Consider the following 16,031-nt stretch of genomic DNA (forward strand, 5'->3'; position numbering starts at 1 on the left):
ATGGATGAGCAAAAACGCGTCGAAGTGGCTGAACCTCGCTTCGAACATGGACACTTCCTGCTGATCGCAGGATTTCGTGGTCGATTTACCCAGGACACCGCCAAGGACATCCCTGCGCTGTGGGAAAAGTTCTTGCCGCACCTGGGAAAGATACAGGGACAAAAAAACGAAGTGACCTACGGCGTCTGCAGCAATTTCGACGGCAAGGGCGGTTTTGATTACATCGCCGGGGTGGAAATCAGCAAGCTCGATGAACTCGACCAGAAGATCTACCAGTGGGTTGAAGTGCTGCCCCGGCAGTACGCGGTGTTTGAGCACAAGGGTCCGCTCGATCAGTTGCCGCAGACCCTGCAATACATCTACAAGACCTGGCTGCCGACCTCCCACTACGTGGAACTGAATGCCCCGGAGCTGGAACGCTACAGCGCCGATTTCAATCCGCGACTGCACACCGGCAAACTGGAAATCTGCGTGCCGGTCGATACCAAGGTCTGAGCCATAAAACATGAGGCGGATCACTGATCCGCCTCATGTTTTCAACCGCGTTTACCCTTGCCTACCCGTCGCGCCCGCAACAGGTCAATGCCCAAGGTGATAAAGCCGAACGTACTGATGCCCAACACCATCAACAGGCCGATTTCAACGCTGCTCATAAGCGGTTCCCCTCAAGGGTGATCAGAGACACACTCCAGAAATAGCCCGCCGCCCGCACGAAGAAAAGCGCTTATACGCAGGCTTTACGCCCCCCGTGCGGATCGATATGAACACCTTATTCCTTTATGCTTTGCGCACTTTTCTCCGCTGATTTTCGAGCTGCCATGAACACCGTCATCCGCAACGTCACCGCCGCCGACCTGGATCGCTGCTACGCGATCGAAACCGTTGCCTACGAAGGCGATGAAGCCGCCACCCGCGAAAAGATCGCCACGCGCATTGCCACTTGGCCAGAGGGTTTCATCGTCGCCGAAGTGGACGGCGTGGTCGCCGGTTTCATCAACTCGGGCGCGGCGTTTGAGGTGCAGATGTCGGACGAGGCGTTCAAGGAACTGATCGGCCATGATCCGAAGGGCCCGAACGTGGTGATCATGTCGGTGGTGGTGCACCCGGACTATCAGGGGCAGGGCCTGGCCAAGCGGCTGATGGCCGAGTTCATCGAGCGTATGCGCGGGATGGACAAAGCGACGATTCACCTGATGTGCAAAGAGAAGCACATTCCGCTGTATGCCGGGTTTGGCTTTGCCTACATCAAGCCGTCGGAGTCAGACCATGGCGGGATGGCGTGGCACGAGATGATCCTGACCCTCTGACCCAACACCGATCAAAAAAACGGTAGGAGTGAGCCTGCTCGCGATAGCGGAGTGTCAGACAACATCGATTCAACTGACACACCGCGATCGCGAGCAGGCTCACTCCTACAGGGGACCGTGTCGGGTCTGCAGAGGGCCGGCCGATGTTCCGCACGACTCAGAAAAACAAACCCATGCGCCGCTCGTACCCGATCCGGCCCTTGTACGCTTCGCCGCTGTCGACGAAACCGTATCTGGCGTACAGCGCAATCGCCGCGTCGTTATCGGCGTCCACCGACAGTTCCAGCCCCTTGATCTCTGACCATGCTTCACGCGCCACGTCGGCCAGCGCTTGCAGGCAGGCCTTGCCGTAACCCTTGCCTTGCGCGCGGTGATCGACCTGCAAGGCGTGCAGGGTGGCGCTGTGTTCATTGGCCCAGGCCGGCAGCACGGGCGGGCGCTTGAGCAGCAGGAACGCCACCGGCACCTGATCGGCCAGCAGCGCGAAACCCTTTACGCCAGGACCGGGTTTGGACAGCAGCGTGTGCAACGCGCCGTGAATGTCGCCGGAGAATTTGATCTGCTCGGGATGAATTTCAATCGCTTCGACTTGCTGACGCTGCAAGGCGTTCAGGCTGTCGTACGGCACGAGTTGGGCTGACACGGGAATTTCCTTTTTCCTACAAAAGATGAGCCTCGGATTCTAGCGACTTTGTGTCCGGCGCAATTTATTTGTTTGGCCTGTCGATCAGCACGTCGACCGAACGACTAAGGATGTGCCCACGAACATGGACGGCGCTGTTCGATCCGATGAGCGGCGCCACGCTGTTCGATGTGCAGCCCTGATCTTCAGCCATAGTTGATTCGTTCGATTCAGGAGAAAGCCATGAAGTATCTATGCCTGGTCTACAGCGATGAGCGCCTGCTGCACACCTCGCCCGACAGCCCGGAAGACGCCGAATGCTGGGCCTACGCCGAGTCGATTCAGGGCAGCGGGCGGATGGTCGCGGCCGAAGCGCTGGAGTCGGTGCAGACCGCGACCACGGTGCGTATGCGCAACGGCAAGCTGTCGATCACCGATGGCCCGTTCGCTGAAACCAAGGAGCAACTGGCCGGGTTTTACCTGATTGACGCCAAGGATCTGAACGAAGCGATTCAGGTCGCCGGGCATATTCCGGCGGCCCGGATCGGCAGCGTCGAAGTGCGCCCGGTCCGGCAGTTGAATGTCTGACGTTCGGGCGCGGGTCGAGCAGGTCTATCGCGAAGACTCGCGGCGGATTCTGGCGACGCTGATTCGTCTGCTCGGCGATTTCGACCTCGCCGAAGAAGCCTTGCACGAGGCGTTCTTCGTCGCGGTCGAGCGCTGGCAGCGCGACGGCGTGCCGGACAATCCGCGTACCTGGCTGGTGTCCACCGGGCGCTTCAAGGCCATCGATGTATTGCGCCGCCGCGCCCGCTTCAAGGCCTCGCAGCCGCTGTTGCTGGCGCAGCTCGAAGAACTGGAGCAGGCCGACTGGAGTGGCGAAGACGTGGAAGACGACCGCCTGCGGCTGATCTTCACCTGCTGTCACCCGGCGCTGGCGGCAGATGCGCAAGTGCCGCTGACCCTGCGTGAAGTCTGCGACCTGACCACCGAGGAAATCGCCCGCGCGTTTCTCTCGGCACCGGCGGCGATTGCCCAGCGCATCGTGCGGGCCAAGGCCAAGATTCGTGATGCGAAAATCCCTTATCAAGTCCCCAGCCTGAGCGAATTGCCCGAGCGCCTCGACAGCGTGCTACGGGTGATTTATCTGGTGTTCAACGAAGGCTATTCGGCGTCGATGGGGGCGGAGGTGACGCGTGAAGAGCTGACCCGCGAGGCGATCCGGCTCGGGCGGTTGCTGATGGAGCTGCTGCCGGAACCGGAGGTCATGGGCTTGCTCGCGCTGATGCTGTTGCACGAATCACGTCGGCCGGCGCGCACTTCGCCCAGTGGTGAACTGGTGCTGCTGGATGACCAGGATCGTTCGCACTGGGATGCCGGGTTGATTGCCGAAGGCTGCGCGCTGGTGGAGCGGGCGCTGACCACCCGACGCTTCGGGCCGTATTGTCTGCAAGCGGCAATAGCGGCGGTGCACGCCGAAGCGCCGTCAGCGGCGGAAACGGATTGGCAGCAGATCGTGGGTCTGTATGACGTGTTGTTGCGGGCGTCGCCGTCGCCGGTGATCGAGTTGAACCGTGCGGTGGCGGTGGCCAAGCGCGATGGGGCGTTGGCAGGGCTGGCGCTGATCGAGGGGATCCTGGATCGTGGCGAGTTGCAGGATTACCACCTGGCGCATTCGGCGCGGGCGGAGTTTTGTCGGCAGTTGGGTCGGGTCGAGCAGGCGCGGGCGGCTTATTTGCGAGTCCTGGAGCTGACCCGGCAGGAGCCGGAGCGGCGGTTTATCGAGGGGCGGCTTCGCGAACTGGATTGATCCGAGATGTTCATTCGCAATGCCGGCCCTTTCGCGAGCAAGCCCGCTCCCACAGTTGGAACGCGGCCAACTGTGGGAGCGGGCTTGCTCGCGAAGGGGCCAGTGCAGCCGACCTCAAACCATCAGGCCTGCTGCCGGGTCGCAGCCAGCACGATCTCGCGAATGCACACGCCCTGCGGCTGCTCATACGCATAGGCAATCGCCGTCGCCACATCCTCGGCGCTCAATACCGTGCCGCCCATCTCCTGCTTCCACGCCTGATAGCCGGTCTTGATCGCCTCATCGGTGGTGTGGCTGAGCAATTCGGTCTCCACCGCACCCGGTGCAATGGTGGTCACGCGCACGTTGTGCGGCGCCAGTTCTTCGCGCAGGTTTTCCGACAAACCATGCACCGCGAACTTGGTGCCGACATACGCGACGTGATTCGGGAAAGTCTTGCGCCCGGCCACCGAGCTGACATTGATGATCGTGCCGTGCTTGCGTTCGACCATCCCGGCGACGACGGCATGCACGCCGTTGAGCAGACCCTTCACATTGACGTCGAGCATCTGCTCCCACTGCGCCGGATCCTGCTCGCTCATCGCCCCCAGCAGCATCACGCCGGCGTTGTTGATCAGCGCGTCGGCCGGGCCGAATTTTGCTTCTGCTTCGGCGACTGCCGCGAGCAGGGCGGTGCGATCAGTGATGTCGACCTGACGGCTGAGGCTGTTCGGCAACTCCAGCGCATCCAGGCGTTCGATCCGGCGCGCCAGCAGCAACAACGGATGCCCGGCAGCGCTGAAACGGCGAGCGGCGGCTGCGCCAATGCCCGAACTGGCGCCGGTGATGATGATCAAGGGCTTGCTCATACGTGAACTCCTGAAATAAGAAAATCAAATGACTGAATACTGGGCGCAGTATATTTAGCGCGTTCTCGGCTGAAAAATGCCTTATTCCTCTGTCTGTCATCGGAATCATCTATGGATATCCGTCACCTCAAAGCTTTCCTCGCGGTGTTCGAAGAACGCAACATCACCGCAGCGGCGCAACGCTTGTTCATCAGTCAGCCGACCCTGTCGGTGACCATCAGGCAGCTTGAAGAAGAACTCGGCGCGACGCTGTTCGTGCGTCAACCGCGTGGGGTCGAGGTCAGCGCGGAGGCGCGGTTGCTGTACCCGCAGGCGCGGCGCATGGTCGCTGAGGCCGAAGCCTTGAGCCGGATGTTTCGCGGCGGCGAGAATCGCGCGCCGCTGACGCTCGGCATCGAAGGCGACATCGCCGCCAGCCACATCGAAGCCTTCGTGCGCATGGCCCATCAGGCCTTGCCCAATCTGCTGCTGACGCTGGAGGAGGGTTGTCACGGTGACGGGCGGCTGGCGGTGGAGGAGATGTGCTGCGAGGACGAACTGTTCCTGCCGCTGTGGGAAGAACCCTATGTGATGGCGCTGCCGCTGGAGCATCCGATGGCGGTGGCGCAGGCCGGATGGGCGCCGATTGAAGACTGGATCACCTGCCCGCAGCATCCGTCGCATCAGCGCTTGATGGCGTTGTACGGGCGTTCGCCGGAGGCGGTGGCGGGGCATGCGGGCTCGTTGCAGCAGGCGCTGCACATGGTCGCGGCGGGTGTCGGCGTGGCGATGTTGCCGCAGTCGCTCGTCAGCGGGCATGCGCGGGTGGTGGTACGTGCGCTGCACTTGCCGGCGCCGACTCGCCGGGTCGGCTTGTGCTATGCGGCGCAGGCGCTGGAGTTGCCGGCGATGCGTGGGTTGCAGGCGTATTTCCAGGAGAATCGGCCGGTGGAAATTGCAGCGGCCTGACCGATCGCTTTCGCGAGCAGGCTCGCTCCCACATTGGATCTGTGGTGTTCAAAAAATCCTTGTGGGAGCGAGCCTGCTCGCGAAGGGGCGCACCACCTATTCCAGCATCTTGCTCAGTAGCCAACTTCCCGCCGGCCCCGGCGGATAAGTCCGCGACCACAATGCATCGACATACACCGGCCGCGGCCAGCCACGCACCGTCAACTCCACCAGCGTGTCGTTGCCGAAGCGCGCCACCAGCCAGCGCGGCAACGCCGCCCAGCCGAAACCCATTTCCGCCATTTCCATGAGCATCAGGTAACTCGGCGCCGACCATACCCGACCCTTCGCCCGGCTGTTATAGGGATTGACGATGGTCGCCAGGCGCAACTCGCGATGCTGCTCCAGCACTTGCTGGTCGACACATTCGATGCCGGTCAACACATGATCACGTTTGACGAACAGCGCCAGGTCCGTGCGCTCGGCGACGGTCGAGGTCACCAGATCCGGCGGATAGGTGTCCTGCATTTCGGCAAACGCCAGGTGCGCGCGGCCACGCTGGACCAACTCGATCAGGTCGTCGCACTCGGCGATCAGGCATTCCAGTTCCAGGTCCGGATAACGCTGTTCGAAGCCGACCAGCGCCGCCTCGAAACGCGCCGATTGATAGGTGTCGGAAATCGCCACGGTCAGCTTCGGCTCGACGCCTTCGGCCAGTTGGCGGGCAGTCATTTGCAGACGACTGGTGGCCGCCAGAATCGCCTCGGCCCGTTGCAGCATCACATGGCCAGCCGGGGTCAGGGTCGGTTTGCGGCTGCTGCGGTCGAACAGCACCAGATCCAGATCGATCTCCAGGCTCGCCACTGCCGCACTGATGGTCGACTGACTGCGCCCCAGTTTGCGCGCCGCCGCCGAAAACGAACCTTGAGTGGCCGCTTGGACAAACGCCAGCAGCACTTCTTGCGAAGCCATGAACTATCGCCTTGATCGATGGTTATTGGTTATGAAGTATCGGTGTGAGGGCCGATCATGGCAACTCTCTTCACTCAAGGAGTCAGGCCATGACGGCTAACAAATCCATTGTTGAACGTATCTTTCAGGCCATCGGTTTCGAGTTTCTGGCGATCCTGATCTGTACGCCGTTGCTGGCGTGGATCATGGACAAGCCGCTGTTGGACATGGGCGCCGTAACCGTGCTGATTGCTCTGCTGGCGCTGGCGTGGAACGTGCTGTTCAACGGTTTTTTCGACCGCATGCTCAAGCGCCTGAACGTCGCGCACAACGCCTGGACGCGGGTGGTCCATGCGCTGTTGTTTGAAGGCGGGTTGATCGTGATGGGCGTGCCGCTGATTGCCTGGTGGCTGTCGGTCAGCCTGTGGCAGGCGTTCTTGCTGGACATCGGCGTGCTGCTGTTTTTCCTGCCGTACACCTATGTGTATCACTGGGGGTATGACGTGGTGCGCGAGCGGTTATTGATGGCCCGTGCTGCTTAAGTCTGGAACACAACCTGTGGCGAGGGAGCTTGCTCCCGCTCGGCTGCGCAGCAGTCGTAAACCCGATAAACGCGGTCTGTCTGTCAGACCGCATTGGCCGGTTTTGGGGGGCGCTTCGCACCCCAGCGGGAGCAAGCTCCCTCGCCACAATGTTTGGGTTTAGAGGAACATCCCGCCCGATGCCTCGACCCGCTGCCCGTTGATCCACTGCGCGCCCGGCGCCAGCAACATCGACAACGCACCACCAATATCATCCGGTTGCCCGGCGCGACCCAGTGCGGTGTTGCTCGCGACCATCGCGTTCAACGCCGCGTTGTCGCGCACCGCACCGCCACCAAAGTCGGTCTCGATAGCGCCCGGCGCCAGGATGTTCACGCCGATCTGCCGCGCGCCCAGCTCCTTGGCCTGATAGCGGGTCAGCACTTCCATCGCGCCTTTCATCGCCGCGTAGGCGGCGTAGCCCGGCAGGCTGAAGCGGGTCAGGCCGCTGGAAATGTTGATGATCCGGCCGCCGTCATTGATCAGCGGCAGCAGTTGCTGAGTCAGGAAGAACGGCCCTTTGAGCTGGATGTTCATCAGCAGGTCGAACTGTTCCGGGGTGGTCTCGGCGAACAGCGCGTGGACACCGATCCCGGCGTTGTTGATCAGGAAGTCGAAGCGCGGACGCTCCAGTTGCTGCAGCGCTTGCGCAACCCGCGAGGCGAAATCGGCAAAGGTTTCGCTGCGGCCGACGTCCAGTTGCAGCATCACGGCTTTGGCGCCGCGTTGTTCCAGTTCTGCAACCAGTGCCTGGGCTTCATCGGCGCGGCTGTTGTAGGTGCCGATGATGTCCACGCCCTGCGCGGCGAGGTGCAGTGCGGCGTTCTTGCCCAGGCCCCGGCTGGCGCCGGTGATCAATGCGATTTTGCGGCTCATGTGAAATCCTCGATTGCGGTGAGTGGTGATGAGCAAAGTTTATTTATCCGGCATTGGGTGATAAACAGACTGAAACCGGAATCACTGATCGACTCCGCCGAACAATCAACGGGTGTCCTGATGAACAAACTGGAACTACTGCGCACCTTCGTCCGGGTCAGCGAACTGTCGAGTTTCACCCTCGCCGGGGAGAGTCTCGGGCTGCCACGCTCGACCGTGTCCGAGCACGTTCAGGCCCTGGAAACCCTACTCGGCACACGCTTGCTGCAACGCACCACCCGCAAGGTGCAGGCGACTCAGGACGGCCTGGTGCTGTACGAACGCAGCAAGGATCTGCTGTCGCACATGGACGAGATCGAAGGTCTGTTTCGTCAGGATCCGGCGTCGCTGAGCGGGCGGATTCGTGTCGATATGCCGAACATCCTCGCGCGTCGCTTGATCATGCCGCTGCTGCCCGAGTTCATGGCGCGCCACCCGAATCTGGAATTGGAGATCAGCAGCACCGACCGCCGCGTCGATCTGCTCAGCGAGGGCTTCGATTGCGTGGTGCGCATTGGCGCGCAGCCGGATCAATCGGTGGTGGCGCGGCATCTGGGCGACTTTCCGATGATCAACTGCGCCAGCCCCGCTTACCTCGAACGCCATGGCGTACCGCAGACGCTGGAGGATCTGGCGCAGCATCGGCTGGTGCATTACGTCGGCGTGCTGGGTTCGCGTTCCGAAGGCTTTGTGTATGAACAGGACGGACAGGTGCGGCGCCTGCCGATGGCTGGCAGTGTCACGGTCAACAGCACCGATGCCTATGAGTCGGCGTGCCTCGGCGGCTTCGGCCTGATCCAGGTGCCGCGCACCGGCATGCAGCCGCATCTGGACAATGGTGAACTGCTGACTGTGCTGCCACAGTTCACGGCGCCGGCGATGGGCATTTCTATCCTGTATGCGCGGCAACGGCACTTGCCGCTGCGGGTGCGGGTGTTCATGGATTGGTTGGGGGAGGTGATTCGTTCGACGCTCTGACTGATACCGCAGATCAACTGTAGGAGTGAGCCTGCTCGCGATGGCGTGCTGTCAGTCGATGCAGATGTGACTGAAGCACCGCTATCGCGAGCAGGCTCACTCCTACAGGGGGGCCGGGTTGTTCAGAAAATCTGGGTGAACAGCCAGTACAGGCTGCCCGACAGCAGAATCGCCGCCGGCAAGGTCAGCACCCACGCCATCAGCAGGTTGCGGATGGTCTTCATCTGCAGCCCGCCGCCATTGGCAACCATGGTCCCGGCCACACCCGATGACAACACGTGGGTGGTCGACACCGGTAAACCGAACATGTCCGCCGCGCCGATGGTCAGCATCGCCACGGTTTCCGCCGAGGCGCCCTGGGCGTAAGTCAGGTGGGTCTTGCCGATCTTCTCGCCGACCGTCACCACAATGCGTTTCCAGCCGACCATGGTGCCGAGGCCCAGGGCGATGGCCACGGCGATCTTCACCCACAACGGAATGAAGCGCGTGGCGTTGTCGATCTGCTGCTTGAACAGCTGCAGTTTGTCAGTGGTGTCGGCGTCGAAGTTGCCGACCTTGTTCTTGTCCATCAGGCGGATGCTTTCGCTGGCCAGGTACATGTCGTTACGCACGTTGCCCATGGCTTCGGCCGGGACTTTCGACAGCGAGCCATAGCCTTTGACCTCTTCGCCAATGTGCCCGGTGAGGGCGGCGAGGGCGGGGATCAGTTGCGGGGTGGCTTGCTTGCTGCGCACGTAATCGGACAGCACCGGGCGCGGATCCACCGGGGCTGGCAGCGGGGTATTTTTCACCAGCGCTTGCTGGGTGACTTCGGCGACGGCAGCGAACTGCAACGCCTGATCGGCCGGCATGGTGCGGTTCAAGGCGTAGGCCATCGGCAAGGTGCCGACCAGAATCAGCATGATCAGGCCCATGCCTTTCTGCCCGTCGTTGGAGCCGTGGGCGAACGACACGCCGGTGCAGGTGGCGATCAGCAAACCGCGAATCCACCACGGTGGCGGGTTGTTGCCTTCCGGCGCCTTGTACAGCGCGCGATTCTTGATGAAGGCGCGCATGGCCAGCAGCAACAGCGCCGCGCAGCCGAAGCCCACCAGTGGCGACAACAACAGCGCATAACCAATCTTGGTCGCCTGCGCCCAGTCCACGCCACTGGTGCCATCGCGCCCGTGCATCAAGGCATTGGCGACGCCGACGCCGATGATCGAACCGATCAGCGTGTGGGAAGAGGAGGCCGGCAGGCCCAGCCACCAGGTGCCGAGGTTCCACAGGATCGCCGCGATCAACAGGGCGAAGATCATCGCGAAACCGGCGGACGAACCGACCTGCAGAATCAGCTCCACCGGCAGCAGGGCGATGATGCCGAACGCCACGGCGCCGCTGGACAACAGCACCCCGAGGAAATTGAAGAACCCCGACCAGACCACCGCCACGTTCGGCGGCAGCGAGTGGGTGTAAATCACTGTCGCGACCGCGTTGGCGGTGTCGTGGAAACCGTTGACGAACTCAAAGCCCAGCGCAATCAGCAGCGCCACGCCGAGCAGCAGAAACGGGGTCCAGGTGGTGACGGTGGTGCCCAGCTCATGCATGTCGTGCATCAGGCTGTAAGCGGTGAACAGCATCCCCATCGCGAGCACCGCGAAAAAAATCACGTAGGTGAACGGGCCGGTTTTCTTGTCGAGGGCTGGCCTGCCACTGGGGGCAGAGGCCTGGCGGGCGGTCAGGGAGGGAGTAGCCATGAGCGGACAATCCTGAGCGAGGGAAGGAATGTCGGTCATGATCGTTGCTAAATATTACAGAGAGACTGCGACAGGTCAGTGTTTGCTTTATTAGCCCTACCGCTGATCTAAAGCCGAGAGATACCCCCTGTGGCGAGGGAGCTTGCTCCCGCTGGGGTGCGAAGCGCCCCCGAAACCCATTCACATGAATGTATCAGTGAGCCCGCGTTGACTGATTTACGACTGCTGCGCAGCCGAGCGGGAGCAAGCTCCCTCGCCACAGGGGACGGTGTCACCCCGCCGAAGGCTGCGATCTTTTGCTCTTAATAATCCCCACGCTTGCGAAATGCCCAACGCCCGGCAATCGCGGTAAACGTCACCACCAGCGCCACCAGAATCCAGAACCCCTCCGGATCACCTGCCAGCGGCACGCCCCCCACGTTCATGCCGAAGAAACCGGCGATGATGTTGATCGGCAGCGCCAGCACCGTGACCACGGTCAGGGTGAACAGGGTGCGGTTGCTCTGTTCGTTGAGGTTGGCGGCGATTTCTTCCTGGAGCAATTTGATCCGCTCGCCGAGGGCGGTGAGGTCGTTGATGATCAGCGCAAACTCCTCGGTGGATTTGCGCAGCTCCTTGACGTCTTCCTTCTGCAGCCACGGCGGCGGACGGTTGAGCAGGCGCAGCAGCGAACCCGGCTCCAGCGCCAACAGGCGTTGCAGGCGCACCAGCACCCGGCGATTGGCGCCGAGTTCGGCGCGGTTGGTCGACAGGCGTGAGGAGAGCAATTCGTCCTCGACCTGATCGACGCTCATGCTGGTCTTGCGCACGATCTGCGTCAGCACTTCGCCCTGATCGCGCAGCAAGTGCACCAGCAGTTCCGACGGCGAGCGAAAGCATTCGCCGGCCTTCACCGACGAACGCAATTTGTCCACCGAGTGCAGCGGTTGCAGGCGTGCGCTGACGATCAGTTTGCTGCGCACGCAAACCCACAGCGTCGACACGTCCGAGGAAACCATGCTGCTGAGGTTGAACACCACGTCGTTGACCACTGCCAATAACGCCGAGTCAACGTGCTCGATACGCGTCGAACGCGAACCTTCGTGCAGCGCTTCGAAAAACTCTTCGGGCAATTGCAGATGACTTTTCATCCAGCGCTCGCACGCGGCATGCGCCAGGTTCAAGTGCAGCCAGAGGAATTCATCACTGTCGCTGTCGTCTTGCAGACAACGCAGGGCGGTCGCCGAGTCGACTTCGCGGCCACGTTCACCGGGACGAAAACGGAAGCCGTAAAGCAAACCGAACAAATCAGGATCGCGATGACTGATATCGAGGCTGTGATTCATGGAGGCTCGCTGCGAGGAGGGGTGTCGGTCGCGGAATGGCAGGTTCACTGAGCCGCATCATCGCAATCACACATGACACTTGTGTGACTGCAAAATGACAGTGATCGTGATCATTACCGGCAATCCTGTGGGAGGGGGCTTGCTCCCGAATGCGGATGATCATTGAGTGATGATGTGGATGACACGCCGCTTTCGCGAGCAAGCCCGCTCCCACCCTGTGCCATGGTCGATCACAGTCTCTTAATTCACCTACCAATGGTCGGATTTTCTTCAAGAAGCGCTCTGGTACGCCGATCACGCTTAGGTTACGTTGCGCGCGCTTGGCCATGAGCCAAGGCTCGCCGACACGGATGTCCGGCAAAATTCCACGCCTTACCGGGCGTGCCTCATCCCTGTCCTGAGTATCTCGCGATGCTGCAAAAATCCCTGAGAGCACAAATTCTCGCCCTGCTGAGCGGCAGCCTGCTGGCGATGCTGTTGATCGCACTGGCCTGCTTTCACTTCCTGTCCAACGGCGTGCAGAACTACAGCCAGTTGATCGCCGGCCCGTTGCACACCTCGCAACTGATCGACGAGGCCAACCTGCAATTCAAGGTGCAGGTGCAGGAATGGAAAAACGTCTTGCTGCGTGGCAAGCAACCGGCGGACCTGGCCAAGTACTGGGGCCAGTTCGAAGATCGTCAGCGCGATGTGCAAAGCATTCTCGGTGAACTGGCCGGCCAGAAAGGCCTTGAGCCGGCGCTGAAAACCCGCATCGAACGTCTGCGTGAAGAGCACCGCCAACTCGGCAGCGCCTACCAGAAAGGTCGCGATGCCTACGTCGCTGCCGGTGCCGATCCAACGGCCGGCGACAGCGCCGTCAAAGGCGTGGACCGCGCCACCAGCGATCAGATGAGCGAACTGGTGGCCGAGCTGCGCAAACAGGGTGATGTGTTGTCGGCCAGCATCAGCGAAAGCGCCGACCGTACGGTGTTGCTGGGGATTCTGGTGATGCTCGGTTCCGGTCTGCTGATCGGTTTGCTGAGCCTGTGGCTGGTCAACCGCAACCTGATCGACCCGATCCGCAAGCTGATCGATTACGTCACCCAATTGAGCCGTGGGCGCCTCGCCGAACGCGTCGCCAACGACCGTCAGGACGAGTTGGGCAACCTTGCCGCCGCGGCGAATACCCTGCGTGATTTTCTCGCCGAAACCTTCACCCAACTGCAACGCAGCGCCAGTGATCTGGACAGCGCCAGCGGCGAGCTGAACGCCATCGCTACAACCATGGCCGGCGGTACCAACGAGCAGTTCAACCGCACCGATCAGGTGGCCACGGCAATGAACGAAATGTCCGCCACCGCCCAGGAAGTGGCCCGGCATGCCGCCGATGCGGCGCGGGCTGCCGACGATGCCGACCAGTCCGCCCAGCAGGGTGAAAAGGTCATGCAGAGCACCATCCACAGCATCACCCGGATGCGTGGCGAAATCGCCAACACCGCAGAGGTGATCCGTCGTCTGGAAGCCGACAGCGGGCGCATCGGCAAGGTGCTGGAAGTGATCCGCGGCATCGCCGAACAGACCAACCTGCTGGCGCTCAACGCGGCGATTGAAGCGGCACGGGCCGGCGAGGCCGGGCGTGGTTTTGCGGTGGTCGCCGACGAGGTGCGCAACCTGGCGCAGCGTACGGCGGAGTCGATCATCGAGATCAACCAGATTATTCAGAACGTGCAGACCGGTGCCGTGGACGCGGCGCAAGCGATCGAAAGCGGTCAGACGCGCAGCGACGAAAGTGTCGAGCAAGTGACCCAGGCCGGCGCCATGCTGGAGCGCATCACCCACGCCGTGGAAGCGATCCGCGACATGAACCGCCAGATCGCCACTGCTGCCGAAGAGCAAACCTCGGTGGCCGAAGACATCTCGCGCAACCTGACCGAGATCACTTCGATCGCCAGCACCAACCTCAACAGCGTGCAGCGCACCGAAAGCGCCAGCCAGAACCTGCATGGCCTGTCCGGGCAGCTCAATGAAGTCACCGCGCGCCTGAGCGCCTGACGTCAGCCGACGTGTACCGGTTCGGTTACCGAGTCGGTACACAGTCGATCTCAAATCCGTGCGACTGCCGCCGATGGCCGGTTATCTATAACCGGCATTGGAGCCATCCCATGGTCAGCATCACCTCTGTTTCAATCAATCAGACCGTCACCACCGCCACCAGCAAAACCAAGATCAGCGACGCCAGTGACGACACCTCAACCAGTGCAACCAGCAGCGCGGGCGTCAGTGCCGATACCAGCAAAGTGGCGGCCGGCGGTGGCGCGGCTCCGGCGGGCGACAGCAGTTCCGACAGCAGCGGTGAGTCGGATTCGGTGAAAGAACTGCGCAAGCAGATCGCCGAGCTGCAAAAGCAATTGCAGGAACAGCAGCAGGCGCTGCAAGCGGCTCAGGCCAAGCAGGAAGACGCTGATGCCAAGGCTGCCGACGTGGCCTCCGCCGAGTCGCAAATCTCCAGCACCTCGGCTTCGTTGCAGACCGCGACGGCGGCGTTGTTGCAGGCGTTGCAGGATTCCGGGTCGAGCAGCTCGGGTTCGCTGGTCAGCACTTCGGCCTGATTCCCAAAGGCACTGAAAATCCAATGTGGGAGCGGGCTTGCTCGCGAATGCGGTGTATCAGTCACTGAAAATATTGACTGACACGACGCCTTCGCGAGCAAGCCCGCTCCCACAGGGATCTTTGGTGTGTTTCAGGTGGTGGGCAGGCTGAAGGTGAACAGCGTGCCGCTTTGGGCGGTGGACGCCACATGCAAATGCCCGCCGTGGGACTGCGCGATCTGGCTGGCGATGTACAGACCCAGCCCGAGGCCGGCCTGGGGCGCGCTGCCGGCAGGGCGCGAGTAGGGGTGGAACAGGTGCGGCAGGACCGCATCGGGAATATGCCCTTGATTTTTCACCGCCAGCATCAACGCACCTTGCTTGACCTGAGCGATGACTTCGATATCCCCGGTCGGGTCGCCATGGGCCACGGCATTGGCCAGCAGGTTCGACAGCAGCTGGGCAATCCGTCCACGGTCGCAGTGCACACCCTGCAAGTCGCCAATGGACGCACTGATCGTACGTCCGGGATGCACGTTGCGGATCTCCGTCACCACCTGCTGCACCGCTTCGGTCAGGTCCGTGCAGGGCTGGATATCCACCGGAATGCCTTTGCCCAAGCGCCCGCGAGCAAAGTCGAGTACGTCATCCACCAGCCGCGTCGCCCGTTGCGCACTGCCAAGGATATTACGCACCCGCACCTCGATGGCCGGATCCGGGTGCTTGCGCAGGAGCATTTCGGCGCCGGCGCTGATGGCGAACAACGGGTTGCGCAAGTCATGGCCGAGCACGGCGATGAACTGTTCTCGCAGCTCGGCGGTTTCGCGCTCCTGCAACAGCGCTGTTTCGGTGCGTTGCGCGTTTTCTTCTGCTTCGATCTGCAACGCGAGCATCCGCGCGAAAGACTCCATGGTGCTCTGGATGGTACTGGACCTGAGCTGCGCCGGGATCGGATCGAGGGCGCAGATGGTGCCGAAGAACCGTCCGTCAGTGCGGAACACCGGCACCGAAATATAGCTCTCGAATTTGTACAGGCGCGGGGTGTGGTGATCACGGTAGAGCGGGTCTTCGCTGGCTTTGTCGATCACCACCGAGACATGTGACTGGCGGATCTCGTGGCACAGAGTGGTGACCACATCCAGTTCGCCGCCGACTTGCAGGCCGAATTCCAGTTGATCGAGCACCGCACACGTGGTCCACGAGTCCTCGGTGACTCGAGCCACGGCGGCAAAACGCATCCCGGTCAGTTCGCGGATCACCTGAAGGATGGCCGGCACCGCGCTAATGCGTCCGATGGTGGCGATGTCTGCTGCTTTGCTCTGCCCCATGCCATCGTTCCCGGCTGCGTTCGTCGATTAATGGGGGCCATACTAGCGGTCTGATGGCGGTTTTGGCATCCCTTCAGGCTGCATCCGCGTGATTTGCCGGCAAACGGACGCAAAAAAGCCGCACGATCGGTGA

16 protein-coding genes and 1 pseudogene are annotated in these 16,031 nt (G+C 61.8%); 9 read left to right on the forward strand and 8 right to left on the reverse strand.

The window, feature by feature from the left end; genetic code table 11:
* Complete coding sequence (locus JFU48_RS14385) at positions 1-495, forward strand: GyrI-like domain-containing protein (RefSeq protein WP_201136785.1); 495 nt, start codon at positions 1-3, stop codon at positions 493-495.
* 323 nt (positions 496-818) lie between these two features.
* Complete coding sequence (locus JFU48_RS14390) at positions 819-1,307, forward strand: GNAT family N-acetyltransferase (protein ID WP_201136786.1); 489 nt, start codon at positions 819-821, stop codon at positions 1,305-1,307.
* A 157-nt stretch (positions 1,308-1,464) separates the two neighbouring features.
* Here JFU48_RS14390 and JFU48_RS14395 read toward each other — a convergent pair whose 3' ends face one another.
* Positions 1,465-1,950 (reverse strand): GNAT family N-acetyltransferase, encoded by a 486-nt coding sequence (locus JFU48_RS14395; protein WP_201136787.1) that lies wholly within the window; start codon positions 1,948-1,950, stop codon positions 1,465-1,467.
* 222 nt (positions 1,951-2,172) lie between these two features.
* Between JFU48_RS14395 and JFU48_RS14400 the strand changes: the two genes are divergently transcribed.
* Both JFU48_RS14400 and JFU48_RS14405 read left to right on the forward strand, forming a co-directional pair.
* Entirely contained in the window at positions 2,173-2,517 is a 345-nt protein-coding gene (locus JFU48_RS14400) for a YciI family protein (protein ID WP_201136788.1), read from the forward strand.
* On the forward strand, positions 2,510-3,739 hold the full coding sequence (locus JFU48_RS14405; protein ID WP_201136789.1) for an RNA polymerase sigma factor: 1,230 nt from the start codon (positions 2,510-2,512) through the stop codon (positions 3,737-3,739). Before JFU48_RS14400 ends, JFU48_RS14405 begins: the two co-directional genes overlap by 8 nt.
* Positions 3,740-3,861: 122 nt before the next feature.
* Here JFU48_RS14405 and JFU48_RS14410 read toward each other — a convergent pair whose 3' ends face one another.
* Positions 3,862-4,587: an SDR family oxidoreductase gene (locus JFU48_RS14410; RefSeq protein WP_201136790.1), complete on the reverse strand. Its 726-nt coding sequence runs from the start codon at positions 4,585-4,587 to the stop codon at positions 3,862-3,864.
* A gap of 111 nt (positions 4,588-4,698) precedes the next feature.
* Here JFU48_RS14410 and JFU48_RS14415 point away from each other — a divergent pair, with 111 nt between their 5' ends.
* On the forward strand, positions 4,699-5,535 hold the full coding sequence (locus JFU48_RS14415; RefSeq protein WP_045122600.1) for a LysR family transcriptional regulator: 837 nt from the start codon (positions 4,699-4,701) through the stop codon (positions 5,533-5,535).
* 96 nt (positions 5,536-5,631) lie between these two features.
* Here the strand turns inward: JFU48_RS14415 and JFU48_RS14420 are convergent, their stop codons facing one another.
* Positions 5,632-6,486, reverse strand: coding sequence for a LysR family transcriptional regulator (locus JFU48_RS14420; RefSeq protein ID WP_201136791.1), 855 nt, complete (start codon positions 6,484-6,486; stop codon positions 5,632-5,634).
* Positions 6,487-6,575: 89 nt separating this feature from the next.
* On the opposite strand from JFU48_RS14420, the gene JFU48_RS14425 reads away from it, so the two are divergent.
* Positions 6,576-7,007, forward strand: a complete 432-nt coding sequence (locus tag JFU48_RS14425) for a multidrug/biocide efflux PACE transporter (protein ID WP_201136792.1) — start codon at positions 6,576-6,578, stop codon at positions 7,005-7,007.
* Between the two features lie 159 nt (positions 7,008-7,166).
* On the opposite strand, the gene JFU48_RS14430 is transcribed toward JFU48_RS14425, so the two are convergent.
* A complete protein-coding gene (locus JFU48_RS14430) occupies positions 7,167-7,922 on the reverse strand; it encodes an SDR family NAD(P)-dependent oxidoreductase (RefSeq protein ID WP_201136793.1) in 756 nt (251 codons plus the stop codon).
* Positions 7,923-8,042: 120 nt separating this feature from the next.
* On the opposite strand from JFU48_RS14430, the gene JFU48_RS14435 reads away from it, so the two are divergent.
* A complete protein-coding gene (locus JFU48_RS14435; protein ID WP_201136794.1) occupies positions 8,043-8,939 on the forward strand; it encodes a LysR family transcriptional regulator in 897 nt (298 codons plus the stop codon).
* Positions 8,940-9,061: 122 nt separating this feature from the next.
* Here the strand turns inward: JFU48_RS14435 and JFU48_RS14440 are convergent, their stop codons facing one another.
* Together JFU48_RS14440 and JFU48_RS14445 are read right to left on the reverse strand one after the other, a co-directional pair.
* Positions 9,062-10,675 carry an inorganic phosphate transporter gene (locus JFU48_RS14440; protein ID WP_003227350.1) on the reverse strand — a complete coding sequence of 538 codons (1,614 nt, stop codon included), beginning with the start codon at positions 10,673-10,675 and terminating at the stop codon, positions 9,062-9,064.
* Positions 10,676-10,977: 302 nt separating this feature from the next.
* On the reverse strand, positions 10,978-12,000 hold the full coding sequence (locus JFU48_RS14445; RefSeq protein WP_103486050.1) for a transporter: 1,023 nt from the start codon (positions 11,998-12,000) through the stop codon (positions 10,978-10,980).
* A 411-nt stretch (positions 12,001-12,411) separates the two neighbouring features.
* On the opposite strand from JFU48_RS14445, the gene JFU48_RS14450 reads away from it, so the two are divergent.
* Positions 12,412-14,034: a methyl-accepting chemotaxis protein gene (locus JFU48_RS14450; RefSeq protein ID WP_201136795.1), complete on the forward strand. Its 1,623-nt coding sequence runs from the start codon at positions 12,412-12,414 to the stop codon at positions 14,032-14,034.
* 110 nt (positions 14,035-14,144) lie between these two features.
* Positions 14,145-14,591 (forward strand): hypothetical protein, encoded by a 447-nt coding sequence (locus JFU48_RS14455; protein WP_003227342.1) that lies wholly within the window; start codon positions 14,145-14,147, stop codon positions 14,589-14,591.
* 26 nt (positions 14,592-14,617) lie between these two features.
* Here the strand turns inward: JFU48_RS14455 and JFU48_RS30580 are convergent.
* Positions 14,618-14,710, reverse strand: a pseudogene (locus JFU48_RS30580) (metal ABC transporter ATP-binding protein); the annotation flags it as partial.
* A 12-nt stretch (positions 14,711-14,722) separates the two neighbouring features.
* Entirely contained in the window at positions 14,723-15,898 is a 1,176-nt protein-coding gene (locus JFU48_RS14460) for a GAF domain-containing sensor histidine kinase (protein ID WP_201136796.1), read from the reverse strand.
* Positions 15,899-16,031 lie beyond the last annotated feature (133 nt).

Origin of the sequence: Pseudomonas sp. TH49, assembly GCF_016650625.1 — a bacterium.
GTDB classification, from domain to species: domain Bacteria; phylum Pseudomonadota; class Gammaproteobacteria; order Pseudomonadales; family Pseudomonadaceae; genus Aquipseudomonas; species Aquipseudomonas fluorescens_H.